Origin of the sequence: Bacillus cereus group sp. BcHK124, from assembly GCF_027712065.1 — a bacterium.
GTDB classification, from domain to species: domain Bacteria; phylum Bacillota; class Bacilli; order Bacillales; family Bacillaceae_G; genus Bacillus_A; species Bacillus_A pacificus.
Window position 1 is genome coordinate 39679 of sequence record NZ_JAQFPJ010000006.1, and the last position, 16155, is coordinate 55833.

A 16155-nucleotide genomic window follows, 5' to 3' on the forward strand; every position below is an offset into this window, starting at 1 on the left:
CTCCCTCTATTTTTTAAGGTAAGTAACGACGCGCACCAGCGTATTCTTCTATATATCCTGGTGTATTTAGTGATATAATCTCTACCGATCTTTCAGCTCTTGGTGAGTGAATCATATTTCCGTCACCAATATACATAGCAACGTGATGAACACTACCTTTCCCTTGATCATGTGCGAAGAAAATTAAATCTCCTTTTTGTAAATGTTCTTTATCCACTGCAACTCCATTTCTCGATTGCGGTCCAGAATCTCGCGGAATGGTAATACCGTGCGATTTATAAATTGTATGTGTAAATCCAGAACAATCAAATCCGAAGCCACTTGTACCAGCCCAAATGTACGGTAATCCTAAAAACATTTTCCCTGTGTTTATTAAATCATCGGCCGCCGGGGTTGGAATATCATTTTGAGAACGGTAAACCGTTCCATCATTTTTTCGTAGCCAAGCTTTCTGTCCATTTGGTAACAACACGCGATATGAAATTGTATCTTCACTTAGTAGCGGCAGTCGCGTATTATAGCTCACTTCAAGCGATTTATGTTTTTCAGAAGGATTTATATATAAAATTGCTGTCGGTTTCGTTACTAATACGAAAGGTTCATTTGTTTTATCTGCAAATTCTTGATTATAAGTTAACTGTTTTTCAGGCATCCACCCTGGGTAACCTTCCTCATTTCGTGGTGTTGGCTGACCATGGACTAACACTTTCACCCAGTCCCCTTTTTTATCAACAACCGTTACTTCTTGACCTAATAGCGCTTGCGTTTCTAATTTATTTGCGTTTGTTAACCAAAGTTTTTCATCAAGTGTCATCGATTTCGTCCACTTCCACAAATCAACTGGATTTATAGCGCTTGGTACATCAATTGGCCGTAATGAATCAGGTGCAGTCCAAAGTGTTGCGGCAGACACATCGATAAACGCCTTACTATCTTTCTTCTCTTCAGCATGTGCTGATGTAAACGATGAAAATATAAATAAAGTTGTTAAAAATGCAGTTCCTACTTTTTTCATACATATCCCCCTTAAAAGATAGTTTACTAGTCTCTTCTCCTAAGATTTACTATTCACTGTCGATTGAAGGTTTACCTTTGAGCCAGAATAAGTCATTCCTTCTGGTTCTTCCATTAACCAAAGCGGTGCATCAAGATCGAAGTAATGAATATTAGGATGGGCAGCTGCTAAATGGGCTACAGCACTAACAGAAAGTGAGGATTCCATCATACTTCCGACCATACATTTTACACCAGCTGTTTCTGCGATATCAGCAATACGCCAAGCTTCACGTATACCACCGCATTTCATTAATTTAATATTGAGCAAGTCTGCATATCCTCCTTGAACGATTTTCAATGCATCACCCGCTGAAAATATGCTTTCATCTGCCATAATAGGCGTTTTTACATGATCTTTGACGTACTTTAAACCATCCAAATCTTTCGCATGAACAGGTTGTTCAATAAATTCAATATTTAAATGACGATTTTCCATCTCTTTAATAATAGAAACTGCCTCTTTTGGATTCCAACCTTGATTTGCATCTAATCGTAACGTCGTATTTTTTGGTACGCTATTTCGAATCGCTTCAATACGTTCTAAATCTAAAGGGGCAGATTTCCCCACTTTAATTTTCAAAGTTTGAAATCCTTTTTCTACATGTTGCTTTGCCTCTTTCGCCATAATGAACGGTTCATCTACACTTACAGTAATATCTGTGTGAATTTCTTTTTTTCCACCTAATAATGCGTAAAGTGGAACGTTATGATATTGACAATACACATCATATAAAGCGATATCTACCGCCGCTTTTGCACTTGGATTTCCAATACAACTCATTTGAATGTGCTGTAGTAACTGCTGAAACTGAGTAATATCTTGACCAATTAAACTTGAACGCATCGGCCCTAAAATTGCTTCTTCAATCCCACTAGCGAAATCCCCCGTAATAACTGGTGTTGCAGCTGCAGCACCCTTGCCAACAATTCCTTCATCTGTATGAATATATACGTCTATACTTTCTATTTCGGTTACAGTACGAAGCGCCGTTTTAAACGGTGTATGCAGATTTACACTTCTACGATTTACTTTTACATCAGTAATTTTCATTTTGTTCATCCTTTCATTGTCTGGCAAAATGGAACCTTAATCCTCAATGATTTTGGAGCAATACATCTCCTCTTTTGCCTACTTTTCATGTAGAAGGTTAGTGGGAAATAAAAAAATCCAGCCATAAGAAGATTCTTACGGCTGGATTTTGTCTAGGAATGTGTAGACAAAGCAGCGATTTGATTATATTTTTTCTGTGCATCTTTTAATGCTACAAGTAGTGCTTTTTGACACGAACCGAAATAACGATCTTTTATTTCCATTATTAATTCTGGGTCATTAATATTTTTATGTAGAAATAAATATTTAACGAATTGAGATGTTAATGCAATTGTCGCTGAGCAATCTGCATCTACAATTTCCCCAGTCTCCTTAACAAGTACAAACGCTACAAAATAGCTTTTAAACTTTTCGGTAATGGGATTATTTTGAGGTGCTTTCGCATCCCCTACGACATAAATTGTATTTGAAGCGTACACAGCTCTCTTCCTTTCTAATACGGGATAACGGTTTTCTTAATAGTCGTATGAGTGATAAACTCAACATGGATTAAAAAATGTATCCGCTTACCTTGTATTATAATACAATTGACAGAATTTTAACAACATTTATTTTCGTATATATTCCATAAGTACAAAAACAGCTCGAGCTCTTCATTTTTACAATATGTAATTGTTTCTTGTACCATGACATTCATACATGAAAAAACAGCTAGCTATTGCTAACTGTTCTATTACACTACTTCGGCAACACAAATATAGTTTCATTTGATTTAGAAAATTGATATTCTTTTCTCGCAAACTTTAAAATTTCTTCTTCATCGTCTGTTAAATTTTCTATGTTAGTCTTTAAAGAAGCCTTATCTTTCTTTAAAGAAAGCAATTGTTTTTTTTGGTTCGTTATTGTATCTTTTTTTTCTACAATTATTTCTTGTTGTTTCGTTAAAATAAATTGAACGTACAAAGTAGCCGCCGCAATAAATATAAACATGAATATAAATCGCCTTAGTTTTTTCTTATTAATTGCTCGATTCTCATTAGACTGTGATAGTTGTTCTTGTATATTAGGAACATTTATTCGCTTGAGTTTCCTCATTATGAAATCCCCCTAACACATATATTTTCACTACCATCGGCATGATTTCTTATTAACTTTAATTCTATTCTTATAAAATAAGCTCCTTCACAAAAATATCTCACTAATTAACCAATTAAAGATAGCATTCGACGACATTTCCATATTTATATTGCACTTTTTTATGTATACTGGCATAAAATAGTAGTTTCTGTTATTCTTTTTCTACTATTGTAGAAGAGTTTTTTTACATACAAATTTCTCCTTGTTTTAACATGATTACAAGGAGAAAAGAAATGCATTGTCGTACATTTGATAAAACCAGAATGACTATTTAAGAGCTTAAGTTTAGAGCATAGATCATACCTATATACACTTAAAATAAGAAAAAAGCCCAATTTGGGCTTTTTTAATTTTGTAAATCAATATCATATTCCATACTTTTTGCCGTATCCTCAGCAACCTCCACACCTAACAAATTTTTCACAATATGAAATGACATGTTAATACCAGCTGAAATACCTGCCGATGTAATGATGTGCCCTTCATCTACAAATTTCACATTCTCCATTACTTCTACATTCGGAAAATCTTTTTTGAACGTTTGAATACTAGCCCAGTGCGTTGTGGCTTTTAAGCCATCCAGTAAACCGGCTTTCGCAAGTAATAACGCTCCAGTACAAACTGAAGTCATTAGTTTTACTTCTTTCATTTGCTGACGAACCCAATTGATTATAATATCATTTTTCACTTCCTTTTCCCGAACACCTTTACCACCTGGAATAAGTAAAATATCAACTGGTGGTAAATCTTCAATACTATAATCCGGCTGTACCTTTAATCCGTTTCTTGCTGTAATCATTTCTCCATTTTGACTAACTGTATAAACAGTAAATGGTTTTTCTTCATCCGCTTCGGTTACAGAAAAAACTTCAAATGGCCCTGCAAAGTCTAACACTTCTACATCATCAAATAAAAATACACCTATACTCCATTTATTCATCATATGTTCACTTCCTGATGCAAATAATGTAAAAGGTGCTCATGTCCTTTTTCTAATGCAATATCATAGGCTGTTTTTCCATCATTTTTCTCAATCATCTTATTAGCTCCATTTTTAAGAAGCAATACGATAATTTCTTCATTCCCTAATAATGCTGCTTCGTGGAGACCCGTCCAACCACCACTTTGTATAACATTTACATCTGATCCTTTTTCAATTAAGAAAGCAACAAGTTCAATTTGCTTATTCGCTATTGCCGCTTGTAAAGGTGTATTTTCGTTTTCGTTCTTTGCTCTAATATGTATATCTGCACCACTTTCTAAAAGAAAACTCGCTAGCTTTTTTTGTCCAAAATAAGCCGCTAAATGAAGTAGCGTCCACCCATCTTCACTAAATTCATTAACTGCACTTGGATTCGTCTTTATAAACTCCACCACTTTTTCCTTATTACCACTTATAACAGCTTGTGCTATTGATTGTAAAATCTCCATAATAATCTCCCATCATTCAAAATATTTAATTACACTCTTCTATATGTTCTATTGATTATTATATTTTCCTCTTAAAATAACAGTTTACATAACAATATTATCTATCGTATTTCTATCTTTTGTTTTAAATATTAAAATATCCCGTTAAAATATCAATAATCATGTTTTATAAGGAGGAGAAATTATGTTACAAGTAATGCCTTTAAATAGTGAAGACTATAATTTAATTACAGCTGCTGAAAAAGTAATCGAAAAAAACTATAAATATGGTCGTCATCATATCGGTTCAGCTGTACGAACTAAAACGGGTAATATTTATGCAGCAGTGCATGTTGAAGCAAATGTTGGAAGAATAACAGTATGTGGTGAAGCCATGGCAATAGGAAAATCTATTTCCGAAGGTGATTATGAATTTGATACCATTGTAGCAGTTGCACACCCACACCCTCATGAAGATATAGAAAAATGTTGGGTTGTTGCTCCATGTGGGATGTGTCGAGAATTAATAAGTGATTACGGAAAAAATACGAATGTTATACTCTCTTATAATGGTGAACTTGTAAAATGTAACGTAATGGAATTATTACCTGAAAAGTATACAAGTGAAGTAGAATAATCATTCCTGTTTTCCATTCATTAAATAATATTATTCCAATAAAAAACAATCCATTTTAAAAACGGATTGTTTTTTTATTTCTGTTTTTTGCAGTTTATTTTATTTTTCTATTTTCAATACTGATAGAATTACATTAATAAAAATGAAATTCAAATATACAAGCGAGCCTTGCCCTGTATTTTTCATTTGAAAACCAAAATAGAATTTACCCTTACATTCAAAAACATTAATATAAGATCTCTAAAATGAGGAATCTTATCATACCAATCTATAACAATTCTGTCTTCTTCCCTTGCCTGTTTCCTTTAGTACATATGATTTTAAAACTAGTGCTGTTAATGAATCCGTTAATGTTTTATATGATAAATTAGATAATGCTAATAGATCGTTCGTATATAACATTCTATGCTTCTCTAATAATAATAGTACTAATCGTTCAGACGGTTTTAATGCCTCATCACTTTCTAGTATAAAGTCGATATTTTTCATTTTTCTAATTATTACTCCTTATATAAAAAAATACTTACACAACTAATTTAATATAAAAATAATACACAACAAAATCTGAAATATATTAAAATAACATTGTTTTGAAACACTATTATACTATAACATAGAAAAAGCATTTCCCGAAATAGGAAATGCTTTTTCTATGTTACTTATAGGTTTCTTCTCAATTAACTCCTTAAATATTTCTTGCGATATGCGGCTTACTGTAATGACTTGTTCCACCGCCACCTACTACTACTTTACCGCCTTTTTCAAAAATTAATAATTTACTTGAACCATCTGCAAGAAGTACTGTTACTTCAGCATTGTTACTTGTTGCTACATAAATTACATAACCACTTTTTGATATACACGTTTCCCAATTCGCATCAAATTCTGATCTTACTACACGATTTGAATACACTTGATTCTCAATTCTATCTTGTTCTACGTTTTCCAAATTTATCCCCCCACTTCTCCAAAATAACATTTATAGAAAAATAACAGTTCTATTTAAAATAGTGACTGTCTCTAATATAAATAGCATATGTAGTTAATAGAAAGATGCTTGGACGATGAAAACGAAATAGCATGTAAATAATATACAAATAAAACAAGGCAATCGATATTATGTCGATCGCCTTGTTTTCTTAGGTAGTTCTTCATTTTTCTTTTCGTACGGCTTCAAAAGTAAACATTTGATTAGCATTTGACGGTTCATTTTCATAAACATAATCAGCAGAACAAGTAATGTTAGAGAAACCTATACTTTCTAACAGAAGTTTAAACTCTTCTATTCCATACCAGCGTACCGCAAAGCGTTGTAGTTCTGTTTGTACTAACTGTCCTTTACTCCATTTTTCATATTTTAAATATGATAGAGTAACTTGGTTCAGCCAATCTATTTCAATTGATTTATTTTCTAATGTAATTCCATCTCCGCTCGGCAAAGAAAAAGTCGATGTATGAATTTCCCCAGTCTTCCAGTCATGGGGAAGCATAATATCTACGATTAATCGCCCGCCTGGATTAAGATGTTCATAAAAACATTTCAATGCGTTTATAGAATCCACACGATTTTCAATTAAACAAAAAGATCCAGTAGGAATGATAATTGCCTCGTATTTATGTGGCAGTGAAAATTGTTGTAAGCTTCCTTCATATAAATTAGGATGTAAGTTTCTCTCTTTACATCGCACGCGGCACGATTCTAGCATTTCAGGTGAATAATCTATCCCATCTACTTTAAATCCAGCCTCTAGAAGTGGGATGATGACACGCCCTGATCCTACCGCTGCTTCGAGAATTCTTCCGGTGCAATTTTTTAAACGTTCTTCGTAATACTCAATATCACCATTTAAAGAATAACCGACAGGCTTTGTGAAATCGTAAAGTTCCGTGCAAAGTGTACTATAAAAACTAAACATTTATTTTCTCCTCCGTTTTTTACGTACGGAAGATTTTCATTCAATTAATCTTCCTGTACCTTTACTTTTAATGAAAATTCGAAAGAGCTGACTGTCATAATATATCACTCGCTTTCCATACAATATAATCATATTATATAACATACCCTTGCGAATGAAAATTCAGAATTTTACCAAGAGGAGCCTATGATGAATTCATTCATTATATTTCTTTTACTTCTTATTGCTTTTAATGCTGTAATTTTCTTTATTGCAAAGAAGTATAGACGAATATGGAAAATTACAAGTGGCATTTTCATTCTTTCTTCCCCCATCGTTTTCTTTGCCACTTTGCATGTAATTGGTGAAAAAGTAGGAGATGGATTCGCTGGAGGTTTTGCTGGGCTTACATTTAGTGGCCTATTGATCATAAATGCAATTTTTTTATTTATTGTAAGCCTTTTTGTATCTACCAATAAACATTCACATTAAACTCCCCCTTTCAAAATGTAAAGAGCTTACTTTGTAGTAAGCCCTTTATCCATAACTATTTATTTCACAATTGGCAATGTCACTTCACTTAATTTCACTGTAAGCTTCGTGCCCGCTTTTGGTCTAATTGTATAATCATAATCACTTGCAATTAAAACAACTCCAATTTGATGCCCAGCTTTAAAGACATAATCATCTGGCTGCATGTCCCATGTAAATGTATAATCTTTGCCCGGTTGAATCGCTGTTGAAGTTTCTATACTCTTTAAGTTTTGTGGATCCATCCAGCCTCGTGTTACGATTTCCGGCTTCGTTCCTCCATAGTCAACAAGTAATGCTGTTAAATTTGATACAGATCGATCAATATTTCCTGTAATTGAAATCTTTGGCGTACCACTTATACGCGTATCTTTTGGCAGTATAGGCATTGTATACACTAATCGATTGGCTACTTCTAATTCTGGGTTTGCTACTAATTCGTTTGATTTCATTTTTGCATCATCTACGAATGAAAACACCTTATTAACAGTCCCCATGCTCAATGGTAAATTAACTGCTTTGTTACTTAAATACATACGAATTTTTGACGGTACAGCTGCTGGATCTGGCCAGTTTTTTAATTTTTCCCATGTTTTATTTTCACGTTGTACATCAACCATTGGTTCATTCATAATGCCATTTTCAATTCCATATAGCCAGTAATCAAACCATTTATTTTGTGTTTTTTGCCAGTCATTCGTTGATGTCCCACCGTGTCCACCTTGATGTAACCACATTTTACGAGGGACACCATTCTCTCCAAGCGCTTCCCACCACTGCGCAAACTGCTTCGTCTTTACATTCCAATCATTTAAACCATGAACAACAAATACACTCGCTTTTACGTTTTTAGCATCTTTTACATAATTACGTTTGTCCCAAAAATCATTATAATTACCAGTTTTTCGGTCCTGTCCTGCTGTTAACTCTTTTATTACTTGTCCACAAACTTCAGGATTTTCTCTTGTTAGTACTGCTTCTGCCATATTATCTGTATCTTCTCCTTGGTATCCACCTGGCGCAATGACTGCACCGTTTGCACGATAATAATCATACCAACTACTAATCGCTGCAATTGGTATAATTGTTTTTAACCCTTCAACGCCTGTCGTTGCAACAGCATTCGGTAACGTACCATTATAAGAGACTCCAGTCATACCTACATTTCCTGTTGACCAATCGGCTTTAACTTCCTCACCATTTTCTGTATATGCTTTCGCACGTCCATTTACCCAATCAATGACAGATTTCGTCCCTAATATTTCTTGTTCGTCCCCAGTAGTCGGACATCCATCTGATTTTCCAGTTCCAATACTTTCACCTAAAATGACTGCATAGCCTCTTGGTACATAATAATTTCCGTATGAACCAAGATTAACAGCTCCATACGGTTTGCCTTCATACGCATACAATTCTTCATCTACATTATATACAGGAACGTCTTTTAAACCCGCTCGATATGGACTCATTTCATATATAACAGGAACTTTCACATTTGGATCAGTTTTTGGACGCATAACTTTTACTGATACTCGATCTTTTTTTCCATCTCGATCACTATCTACTTCCGTTTCTACAAATAAATTTTCAACAATCGCTTCATCAAGCGAGTAAATCGGTTTTGTCATCCCATTCTCTAATTCAATCTTCGTGTTTGAACGTAACGCTTCTGAAATTTTTCCATTTAATTTAACGTCATTCTTATTTATGTAGTTTGTGTCTTTATTGTCCGCATACGCAGTCATACTAGAAACACCTGATGCAATTGATAAAGATAATATTGCTGATAGTGTAGCTATTTTCTTTTTCCCCATACTCTTTCCTCCCCATATATTTCTCCTTTTACTATACAACAAAATTACTGAAAATTCAGTTAACACTTCATGCAACCACTTGAGAAATTTGCAGAACACTCTTCCAACGATTTTTCGAAGTTATTTATTCTCGTTTACTACTCACATATAATCAATTAGAAGCATCGCCTATTAATAGACGATGCTTCTAATCGTATTAAATTATTCATTCTTCATAGTTATATAAAACCGTATTTCTCCCTCTATAGTAGATACACCATAGTCAAAACCATGCCTTTCTAAAATACTTTTCACGATTGCTAAACCTAGTCCTGTACCTGAATGGTCTTTACTACGAGAAGATTCTAAGACGTAAAAAGGCTCCCAAATTTTATCGATATCTTTCATTTGTTCACCATTCATACCATTTTGAATTTGAAAATATACACTTTCATTTCGATCTTCTAAAGTAATTTTTATATTTTGATTTGTTGTATATTTTATCGCATTGGAAATTAAATTTTGTAATACCATACTCATTTTATTTACATCTGCATAAATAATTGCATCGCCAACATTATAATTCACATGCAAATCAATTTCTTTTGAATCCAGTTCAATCTTATGCTTATCTATAATACTTTGGAGTAGTGATTTAATAGAGAATTCTTCTTTTTGCAAAACATCTCTTTCCAATTTAGAAAATCGTAATAATTCTTCAATTAAATTTGATATTTGATCTGTTTGTTTAATGATTGTATCTATGTACGTACCATCATCTAGACCATCTTTTATTCCCATAGAATATGCTTTTACTAGTGCTATTGGTGTTTTTAATTCATGCGTCACATCACCCATAAATCGTTTTAAATGTTCATTACGATCTGTTAAATCTTGATGTGCTTCATGTAGTTTTTCACTCATGATATTAATACTATCGGCTAACTCTCCTATTTCATCATTCGTTTTCACTTTTGTCTTTTTAAACTTTAAACGTGAAATATCTTCTGCGACATCACTTAATTCTTTCAGTGGTGTCGTAATTGCTTTTGACAATATCCATACAAGTACAATAATAAGTAAAATCGTCATACCTAAAATGAATAAATACAATGCGTTTAACGTTTTTATTATTTCATTCGAATGTGCGATAGAAACCCCTACTAAAATCAACATATCGTTTTTCGCAATATATTTCACAAAAAAACTAGATTTGGTTTTCTCTTGATCATATATTTTATTCAATTGTCCGAAGTTCTTTACTTTTATTATTTCACCTTTTGTAATCCAAAGTTTATTAAGGGCAACTCTTTTCCTTGTAAGTTGCAAGCGTAACTCATCATTAATATGATCTTCCGAATTGTTAATTGATGTATACGCAATCGTAACAGTTCCTTTATTTTCAATGCTAGAAATTGCTTCATCTATTTGTTCGCTCGGTATGGACTGTATTTGTGCTGTAATACCTTTTAAACTTTCTCGTGTTTTGTAAATATTATATTTCGGTAAAAGATAGTTGATTAATAATAAAGAAATCGTAAAAATAAGAATAACAGTTAAAGAAATGCTGAGAAATAGTTTTTTTCCAAGTTTATTCACTCTGTTCCTCCAAACTATATCCTAACCCACGGTGCGTCTTTATAATATTTTCTCCAACTTTTTTACGTAATCTTCTTACATGTGTATCAACAGTTCGCTCTTCTCCAAAATAGTCATATCCCCATACGATATCTAACAATTTTTTACGAGTTAAAATCATGCCTTTATGATTTAAAAAACACTTTATTAATTCTAGCTCTGTTTTTGTAATATCTAACTCTTTGTCATTTTTATAAACTTTATTTTTAGTAAAATCTATTTTCAAATCTTGAACTTGAATGACATCATCATGCTGTATAAGCTTTTTCGCTCTAGTTATTAATACACCTGGATGAAATGGTTTTTTTACGTACTCATCTGCACCACTTTGAAGCGCTACTAATTCATCTTCACTTTCACTTTTCGCCGTAAGCATTAATACTTTTACGCTTGAATTCTTTTTTATTTCCTGACAGACAGTAATACCACTATGTTTCGGCATCATCCAGTCTAAAATAGCTAAATCAATTTTCTCATCATAAAATATTTGAAGTGCTTCCTCTCCATCTTTCGCTAATAACACTTCGAAGTCTTCTTTTTCAAAATAAGCTTTTAAAATCCTTAACATATCTTGTTCATCATCTGCAATTAATACTTTCATGAATTATCCTCCATTGCTTTTAAACAAAAACCAATTGTATTATACAACTTCTTTGTTACATAAATGTGACAGAAAAATATTTGAACTTTTTAAGGGTATAGTAAAGACGAGGTGTTGTATTATGATTAAAAAAATCGGAGTCATTACTCTTCTTTGTTTCTTATTATCGACAAATGTGTTCGCAAATACAAATCAACAAATTGAAGTATTTGATTGTCAAAAAGAAATGGTCGTTCAAAAACAATCTTTAGATCCAGCTATTCAAAAAAAAGCTGTTCAATATGCTAAATCCATTACTGGCCCGTTCAAAAACTTAAATGTCGTTCCAAAAGATGGTCACATGATAAAAATCCCTTTATCTAAACCAGTTTCTATTACAAATCAATGGCTACAAACAACAATTGATGAAGTACTTATTCTCCTCCCTCTTAATCAAAAACCTTATATTATGCTTTACGACGATGAAAATAATCCACATTTCTATTATGTAAAAGGTGATCCGAAGGGACTATTGAAAGAAATGAACGTTGAACATAATTGACTAGAAAAAAGAGACTTCATAAGCGTATGGTTTCGAAGCTGAGGTCTCTTTTTTACTCATATAATACTTTATAATGACTAGATCCTTTAAATAATTCCCCTTTCACAAATCCATTTGCAGTATAAAATGCATCGCCTTGCTTTGTATCTGTATGTAAAACAACTACTTTAAAATTCTTTTCCGCATAAGATAATAGTTGGTTTAATAACAACTTCCCTAGCCCTATACGACGATAATTCTTTAAAATATAAAATCTCCTTAATCGGCCAATCTTATTATTTTCTGTATAAGGATCCTCATTCAACCCTCCTATTCCAATTAACTTTTCCCCTTGAAAAATACCATATAAACATTCACCAGTTTTATTAAATGTGTTTATTTTATTTTCATATTCACTTATTAGTTTTATTAGGAAATTAAATCCTTCTTCTTTGCTTTCTTGAACAAGGTAATTGTGTTCGTATAACATTAAATCTTCAATTTGTTGAATATGTATATCTTTCAAATAAATTCCCCCTTAATATGAAATAAAATGCTCAAGAACTATTTATTCTGAGCATTTTTATGGTTGTTACTTCATTCAATTTGTGTCATGCGTATTTTGCACTTCAGATGTAAATCGATAATATAATTGTTTAATTGCTATACGTTTAAAACTATTTGTACTCAAATATGATGAAATATTATATTAGTTTATTCTCAAACAGACCCAAGATAAATTATACTTCGTTAATTGATATGTTTGTGTAACCACTGTTGAAATATCTTTAACTGTTCTTCAGTATGAAAATAATGTTCACCTGTCTCCATGACTTCTAATGCACAACGATGTTTTTTTGTAAAATCATTAATAATTTCAAATTCACACAGTTCATCCTTAGCTCCGTACATAATATATGTATCTATATTCCATGTATTAATAGGATGTTCTTTTACATAGCATAAATAATCCCAATATAACTTTTGGCCAATTGGTGTCTCTATAGTCATTTCTTTTTGCAAAAGTTCTGGTGTTACATTAAACCATTTCATCATATTTTCGATAATTCGTTCCATATTAACTACTGGTGATAAAAATAATGCCTTTTCTATCACATCATTTTGATAGGCTATAAGGCTAAAATAAGCTCCGATACTACATGCAAACACATTTACTTGTTTCCAATGTTCTTTTGCGTAATTCATAATTATAGATAATTCACTAACACAAACCTGTACTTTGCAAAGTGTATTATCATTTGTTCTTTCTCCATGTTCGGGTAAATCAAAACTTAATACTTGATAACCTTTTTGATTAGCTTCTTCAGCTAATTTTTGAATAACTGTATCCTCCTTATTTGACATATTTCCATGTACTGCAATAAAAACTTTTTCACTTTTATCTCCCCATAAAACCGCAGGAATATTACTAATTTTAAAATTATTTTTAATCATATTCCCTCCATAGAATAAGTCATATAGTACTTGGCAAAAATAACACACACTTTATAATCCAAATCAAACCATTACTAATCCATCACAAATGAATACCACTATCTTTACCTCTGTATAACAGAGTCTACTTTGTATTTAACATCTTTCTTTTTCCATTTCTTCAGAAGCCACAAGTACTTATTTTAATTCCCCACTAAGCAATTTACTCCGTTAATGGAAGAAAGATTTTTAAACGACTTTATTATTTTTAGAATGATTATATTGTAATTTAAACAATTTTATTATCTCTGTATAGCAGGCAATATCCCCTTCAACTCCAGTAAATCATCTATTACTATATCAGCTTGGGCAAGTTCATCTTCTTGTGCAAAATCAAAATTACATCCAATCGCAATCAAGCCATTATCTTTAGCTGCGCTTATATCAGATAAACGATCCCCAACTACAGCTGCTTCTTTTATATCATATTTGTTCAAAATACTTTTTACTAAGTCGCTTTTATTAAGTGAGTTTATTTGTTCAATACTAAACGTTTCAGTAACCCATTGGTCTAAATCATAATAAGATACAATTGCTCGTAAATATTCAGTTAAACCATTACTAGCAATATAAATTGAACAATTATTTTCTTTTATATATGTAAAAATTTCTTTTACATTCGGATATAAAGCACCTTTTCCGCTCTTAATGTTTTCAATTAATCTTTCTAAAAAATATGCATCTGTTTGTTCTCTTATTTCAAGAGAATGATCCGGTAATAAAGCTTCCCAAACTTTCGGTAATGGCACACCCATGATTTCACGGTACTTATCAATAGGTGTTACCGTATCCCATAATTGTAATGAACGTAAATGATTAAAAGTATCATCTAACGATAATTCTAAAATTTTATCTGTTTGAAATAACGTTCCGTCCATATCAAAAATTAATGCTTGTAACATTTCATTCTCTCCTTTTGAATTATAATACAGTTTTACTTGATATATTTTTAAGCATCTCAACGATAATTTCTGAACAATAGTTTGCGGCCGTTTTCGCGAAGTCATCATAAGAAATTTGAGCTTCATCGTCTGCGCTGTCAGAAATACATCTTATAACGAGAAACGGTACTTCATTTATGTAGGCAACATGTCCAATTGCTGCACCTTCCATTTCTGTACAATGTGGTGCATATTCATCTATTAATTTCGCTTTTAGTTTTGAATCTTCAACAAAACATTCACCGCTTACGATTCTTCCTTCATGAATTTCCATATGTAAAGAACTACTATTACATGCTTTACGCGCTAGCTCTACTAATTCCTTACTTGCGATAAATTCTTCTTGAAACGGAAATAAGTTTTTCATTTGAGTCTTACTTACATCATGATGGGTAACATTCGTTGAAATAACAATATCACCAACTTTTACATCTAGGTGTAATCCACCAGCAACACCTGTATTGATGATAGCATCTACATCAAATTTATGAATTAATGTTTGCGTACATGCGGCTGCATTTACTTTCCCTACACCACATCTTGTAACAATTACTTCAGTTCCCATGAATTCTCCAACGTAAAAAGGCATTCCCGCAATTATTTGTTCTTCTTGTACAACTAATTTTTCTAAAAGTAAGTCTATTTCAATTTGCATTGCTCCGATAATTCCGATTCTGTTCATGAATGTACTCTCCTTTATTAATTACTCCCTTTAATTCTTTCAGACATAACCGACAATAAAAATTTCGGAAGTACGATTTGTCTCTTTAATCTTTTCGGCTGTGAGAGTAATCTATATAACCATTCAGTTCCTGTATCCCTCATAATTTTCGGTGCTCTTTTTACAGTACCAGATAATATATCGATCATACCTCCAATACCAATAGATAGTGGAACGTTTAATGTTTGTATGTTTTCATAGATGAATTCTTCTTGTTTCGGTGAACCTAGTCCTACTAGCAATAAGTGCGGCTTGAATTGCTTTATTTTCATTTTTACTTCTTCTATTTCCTCACCATTTACAAATCCATGCTGTCCTTTAAACTGTGCGCCTGGGAACTGCTCATTTAATTTTACTAATGCCTTTTTATTACTTTCTGGTGCAGCTCCAAAAAGAAAGACACGGTATCGATTATCGTTACAATATTTTATTAAATCGTGAGTGATATCTGCCCCAGTGACGCGTTCTTTCAGCGTTCCTTTTAATATTTTCGAGCCAATTACGACACCAATTCCATCCGCTGTTATTAAATCCGCAGATAGTAACATCTTTTTAAACTGTTTAGATTTAGCCGTACTTTCCTTTGCAGACATAACAATTTCAGGATTTGCAGTTACTACAAATCTTGGTTTCTCTTGTTTTTCATGTAGCCAACTTTTTAATAAACTTATAGCTTTTGTATATTCTAAAGTTGAAAAAGGTATTCCCTTTATAAGTTGGTAATCCACTA

General features: G+C 32.5%; 18 protein-coding genes and 1 pseudogene. 3 read left to right on the plus strand and 16 right to left on the minus strand.

Going from position 1 to position 16155, the window contains the following annotated elements:
- Positions 1-13 precede the first annotated feature (13 nt).
- The 6 genes from PDK19_RS11650 to PDK19_RS11675 form a co-directional block, all read right to left on the minus strand.
- The gene (locus PDK19_RS11650; RefSeq protein WP_074615675.1) at positions 14-1015 is read right to left on the minus strand and encodes a C40 family peptidase; all 1002 of its coding nucleotides are present in this window, start codon (positions 1013-1015) and stop codon (positions 14-16) included.
- A gap of 39 nt (positions 1016-1054) precedes the next feature.
- Positions 1055-2116: a dipeptide epimerase gene (locus PDK19_RS11655; RefSeq protein WP_270707254.1), complete on the minus strand. Its 1062-nt coding sequence runs from the start codon at positions 2114-2116 to the stop codon at positions 1055-1057.
- Positions 2117-2259: 143 nt separating this feature from the next.
- Positions 2260-2586, minus strand: coding sequence for a DUF3870 domain-containing protein (locus tag PDK19_RS11660; RefSeq protein WP_088106724.1), 327 nt, complete (start codon positions 2584-2586; stop codon positions 2260-2262).
- Positions 2587-2845: 259 nt separating this feature from the next.
- On the minus strand, positions 2846-3202 hold the full coding sequence (locus PDK19_RS11665; protein WP_001228718.1) for an FtsB family cell division protein: 357 nt from the start codon (positions 3200-3202) through the stop codon (positions 2846-2848).
- A gap of 388 nt (positions 3203-3590) precedes the next feature.
- A complete protein-coding gene (locus PDK19_RS11670) occupies positions 3591-4187 on the minus strand; it encodes a DJ-1/PfpI family protein (protein WP_000981413.1) in 597 nt (198 codons plus the stop codon).
- Complete coding sequence (locus PDK19_RS11675) at positions 4184-4675, minus strand: ankyrin repeat domain-containing protein (protein WP_000404572.1); 492 nt, start codon at positions 4673-4675, stop codon at positions 4184-4186. The genes PDK19_RS11670 and PDK19_RS11675 overlap by 4 nt, the downstream gene beginning before the upstream one ends.
- A gap of 184 nt (positions 4676-4859) precedes the next feature.
- Here PDK19_RS11675 and PDK19_RS11680 point away from each other — a divergent pair, with 184 nt between their 5' ends.
- The gene (locus PDK19_RS11680; RefSeq protein WP_014893644.1) at positions 4860-5291 is read left to right on the plus strand and encodes a cytidine deaminase; all 432 of its coding nucleotides are present in this window, start codon (positions 4860-4862) and stop codon (positions 5289-5291) included.
- A 258-nt stretch (positions 5292-5549) separates the two neighbouring features.
- On the opposite strand, the gene PDK19_RS11685 is transcribed toward PDK19_RS11680, so the two are convergent.
- The 3 genes from PDK19_RS11685 to PDK19_RS11695 all read right to left on the minus strand — a co-directional run bounded on the left by PDK19_RS11685 (position 5550) and on the right by PDK19_RS11695 (position 7207).
- A complete protein-coding gene (locus PDK19_RS11685) occupies positions 5550-5780 on the minus strand; it encodes a hypothetical protein (RefSeq protein WP_000789031.1) in 231 nt (76 codons plus the stop codon).
- A 196-nt stretch (positions 5781-5976) separates the two neighbouring features.
- Positions 5977-6240 carry a hypothetical protein gene (locus tag PDK19_RS11690; protein ID WP_000432426.1) on the minus strand — a complete coding sequence of 88 codons (264 nt, stop codon included), beginning with the start codon at positions 6238-6240 and terminating at the stop codon, positions 5977-5979.
- 202 nt (positions 6241-6442) lie between these two features.
- Entirely contained in the window at positions 6443-7207 is a 765-nt protein-coding gene (locus tag PDK19_RS11695; protein ID WP_049112168.1) for a class I SAM-dependent methyltransferase, read from the minus strand.
- Between the two features lie 189 nt (positions 7208-7396).
- Between PDK19_RS11695 and PDK19_RS11700 the strand changes: the two genes are divergently transcribed.
- A complete protein-coding gene (locus tag PDK19_RS11700) occupies positions 7397-7678 on the plus strand; it encodes a hypothetical protein (RefSeq protein ID WP_011040419.1) in 282 nt (93 codons plus the stop codon).
- A 59-nt stretch (positions 7679-7737) separates the two neighbouring features.
- Here PDK19_RS11700 and PDK19_RS11705 read toward each other — a convergent pair whose 3' ends face one another.
- The 3 genes from PDK19_RS11705 to PDK19_RS11715 form a co-directional block, all read right to left on the minus strand.
- Positions 7738-9531, minus strand: coding sequence for a Xaa-Pro dipeptidyl-peptidase (locus PDK19_RS11705; protein WP_270707149.1), 1794 nt, complete (start codon positions 9529-9531; stop codon positions 7738-7740).
- Between the two features lie 201 nt (positions 9532-9732).
- On the minus strand, positions 9733-11109 hold the full coding sequence (locus tag PDK19_RS11710) for a sensor histidine kinase (RefSeq protein WP_074615195.1): 1377 nt from the start codon (positions 11107-11109) through the stop codon (positions 9733-9735).
- Positions 11102-11749, minus strand: coding sequence for a response regulator transcription factor (locus tag PDK19_RS11715; RefSeq protein WP_270707151.1), 648 nt, complete (start codon positions 11747-11749; stop codon positions 11102-11104). The genes PDK19_RS11710 and PDK19_RS11715 overlap by 8 nt, the downstream gene beginning before the upstream one ends.
- Positions 11750-11870: 121 nt before the next feature.
- Here PDK19_RS11715 and PDK19_RS11720 point away from each other — a divergent pair, with 121 nt between their 5' ends.
- Complete coding sequence (locus PDK19_RS11720) at positions 11871-12290, plus strand: hypothetical protein (RefSeq protein WP_270707152.1); 420 nt, start codon at positions 11871-11873, stop codon at positions 12288-12290.
- A 52-nt stretch (positions 12291-12342) separates the two neighbouring features.
- Here PDK19_RS11720 and PDK19_RS11725 read toward each other — a convergent pair whose 3' ends face one another.
- The 4 genes and pseudogenes from PDK19_RS11725 to PDK19_RS11745 form a co-directional block, all read right to left on the minus strand.
- Positions 12343-12795, minus strand: a complete 453-nt coding sequence (locus PDK19_RS11725; RefSeq protein ID WP_000651674.1) for a GNAT family N-acetyltransferase — start codon at positions 12793-12795, stop codon at positions 12343-12345.
- Positions 12796-13019: 224 nt separating this feature from the next.
- A complete protein-coding gene (locus tag PDK19_RS11730) occupies positions 13020-13724 on the minus strand; it encodes an alpha/beta hydrolase (protein WP_270707153.1) in 705 nt (234 codons plus the stop codon).
- A 281-nt stretch (positions 13725-14005) separates the two neighbouring features.
- Positions 14006-15386: pseudogene (locus PDK19_RS27285) on the minus strand (5'-methylthioadenosine/adenosylhomocysteine nucleosidase).
- A 17-nt stretch (positions 15387-15403) separates the two neighbouring features.
- Positions 15404-16153 (minus strand): WecB/TagA/CpsF family glycosyltransferase, encoded by a 750-nt coding sequence (locus tag PDK19_RS11745; RefSeq protein ID WP_000386253.1) that lies wholly within the window; start codon positions 16151-16153, stop codon positions 15404-15406.
- Positions 16154-16155 lie beyond the last annotated feature (2 nt).

Excerpts from the sequence above, each read along its gene's own strand:
- PDK19_RS11650 (WP_074615675.1), bottom strand. The coding sequence starts at position 1,015 with ATGAAAAAAGTAGGAACTGCATTTTTAACAACTTTATTTATATTTTCA.
- PDK19_RS11655 (WP_270707254.1), bottom strand. The coding sequence starts at position 2,116 with ATGAACAAAATGAAAATTACTGATGTAAAAGTAAATCGTAGAAGTGTA.
- PDK19_RS11665 (WP_001228718.1), bottom strand. The coding sequence starts at position 3,202 with ATGAGGAAACTCAAGCGAATAAATGTTCCTAATATACAAGAACAACTA.
- PDK19_RS11670 (WP_000981413.1), bottom strand. The coding sequence starts at position 4,187 with ATGATGAATAAATGGAGTATAGGTGTATTTTTATTTGATGATGTAGAA.
- PDK19_RS11675 (WP_000404572.1), bottom strand. The coding sequence starts at position 4,675 with ATGGAGATTTTACAATCAATAGCACAAGCTGTTATAAGTGGTAATAAG.
- PDK19_RS11680 (WP_014893644.1), top strand. The coding sequence starts at position 4,860 with ATGTTACAAGTAATGCCTTTAAATAGTGAAGACTATAATTTAATTACA.
- PDK19_RS11685 (WP_000789031.1), bottom strand. The coding sequence starts at position 5,780 with ATGAAAAATATCGACTTTATACTAGAAAGTGATGAGGCATTAAAACCG.
- PDK19_RS11695 (WP_049112168.1), bottom strand. The coding sequence starts at position 7,207 with ATGTTTAGTTTTTATAGTACACTTTGCACGGAACTTTACGATTTCACA.
- PDK19_RS11700 (WP_011040419.1), top strand. The coding sequence starts at position 7,397 with ATGAATTCATTCATTATATTTCTTTTACTTCTTATTGCTTTTAATGCT.
- PDK19_RS11705 (WP_270707149.1), bottom strand. The coding sequence starts at position 9,531 with ATGGGGAAAAAGAAAATAGCTACACTATCAGCAATATTATCTTTATCA.
- PDK19_RS11715 (WP_270707151.1), bottom strand. The coding sequence starts at position 11,749 with ATGAAAGTATTAATTGCAGATGATGAACAAGATATGTTAAGGATTTTA.
- PDK19_RS11720 (WP_270707152.1), top strand. The coding sequence starts at position 11,871 with ATGATTAAAAAAATCGGAGTCATTACTCTTCTTTGTTTCTTATTATCG.
- PDK19_RS11730 (WP_270707153.1), bottom strand. The coding sequence starts at position 13,724 with ATGATTAAAAATAATTTTAAAATTAGTAATATTCCTGCGGTTTTATGG.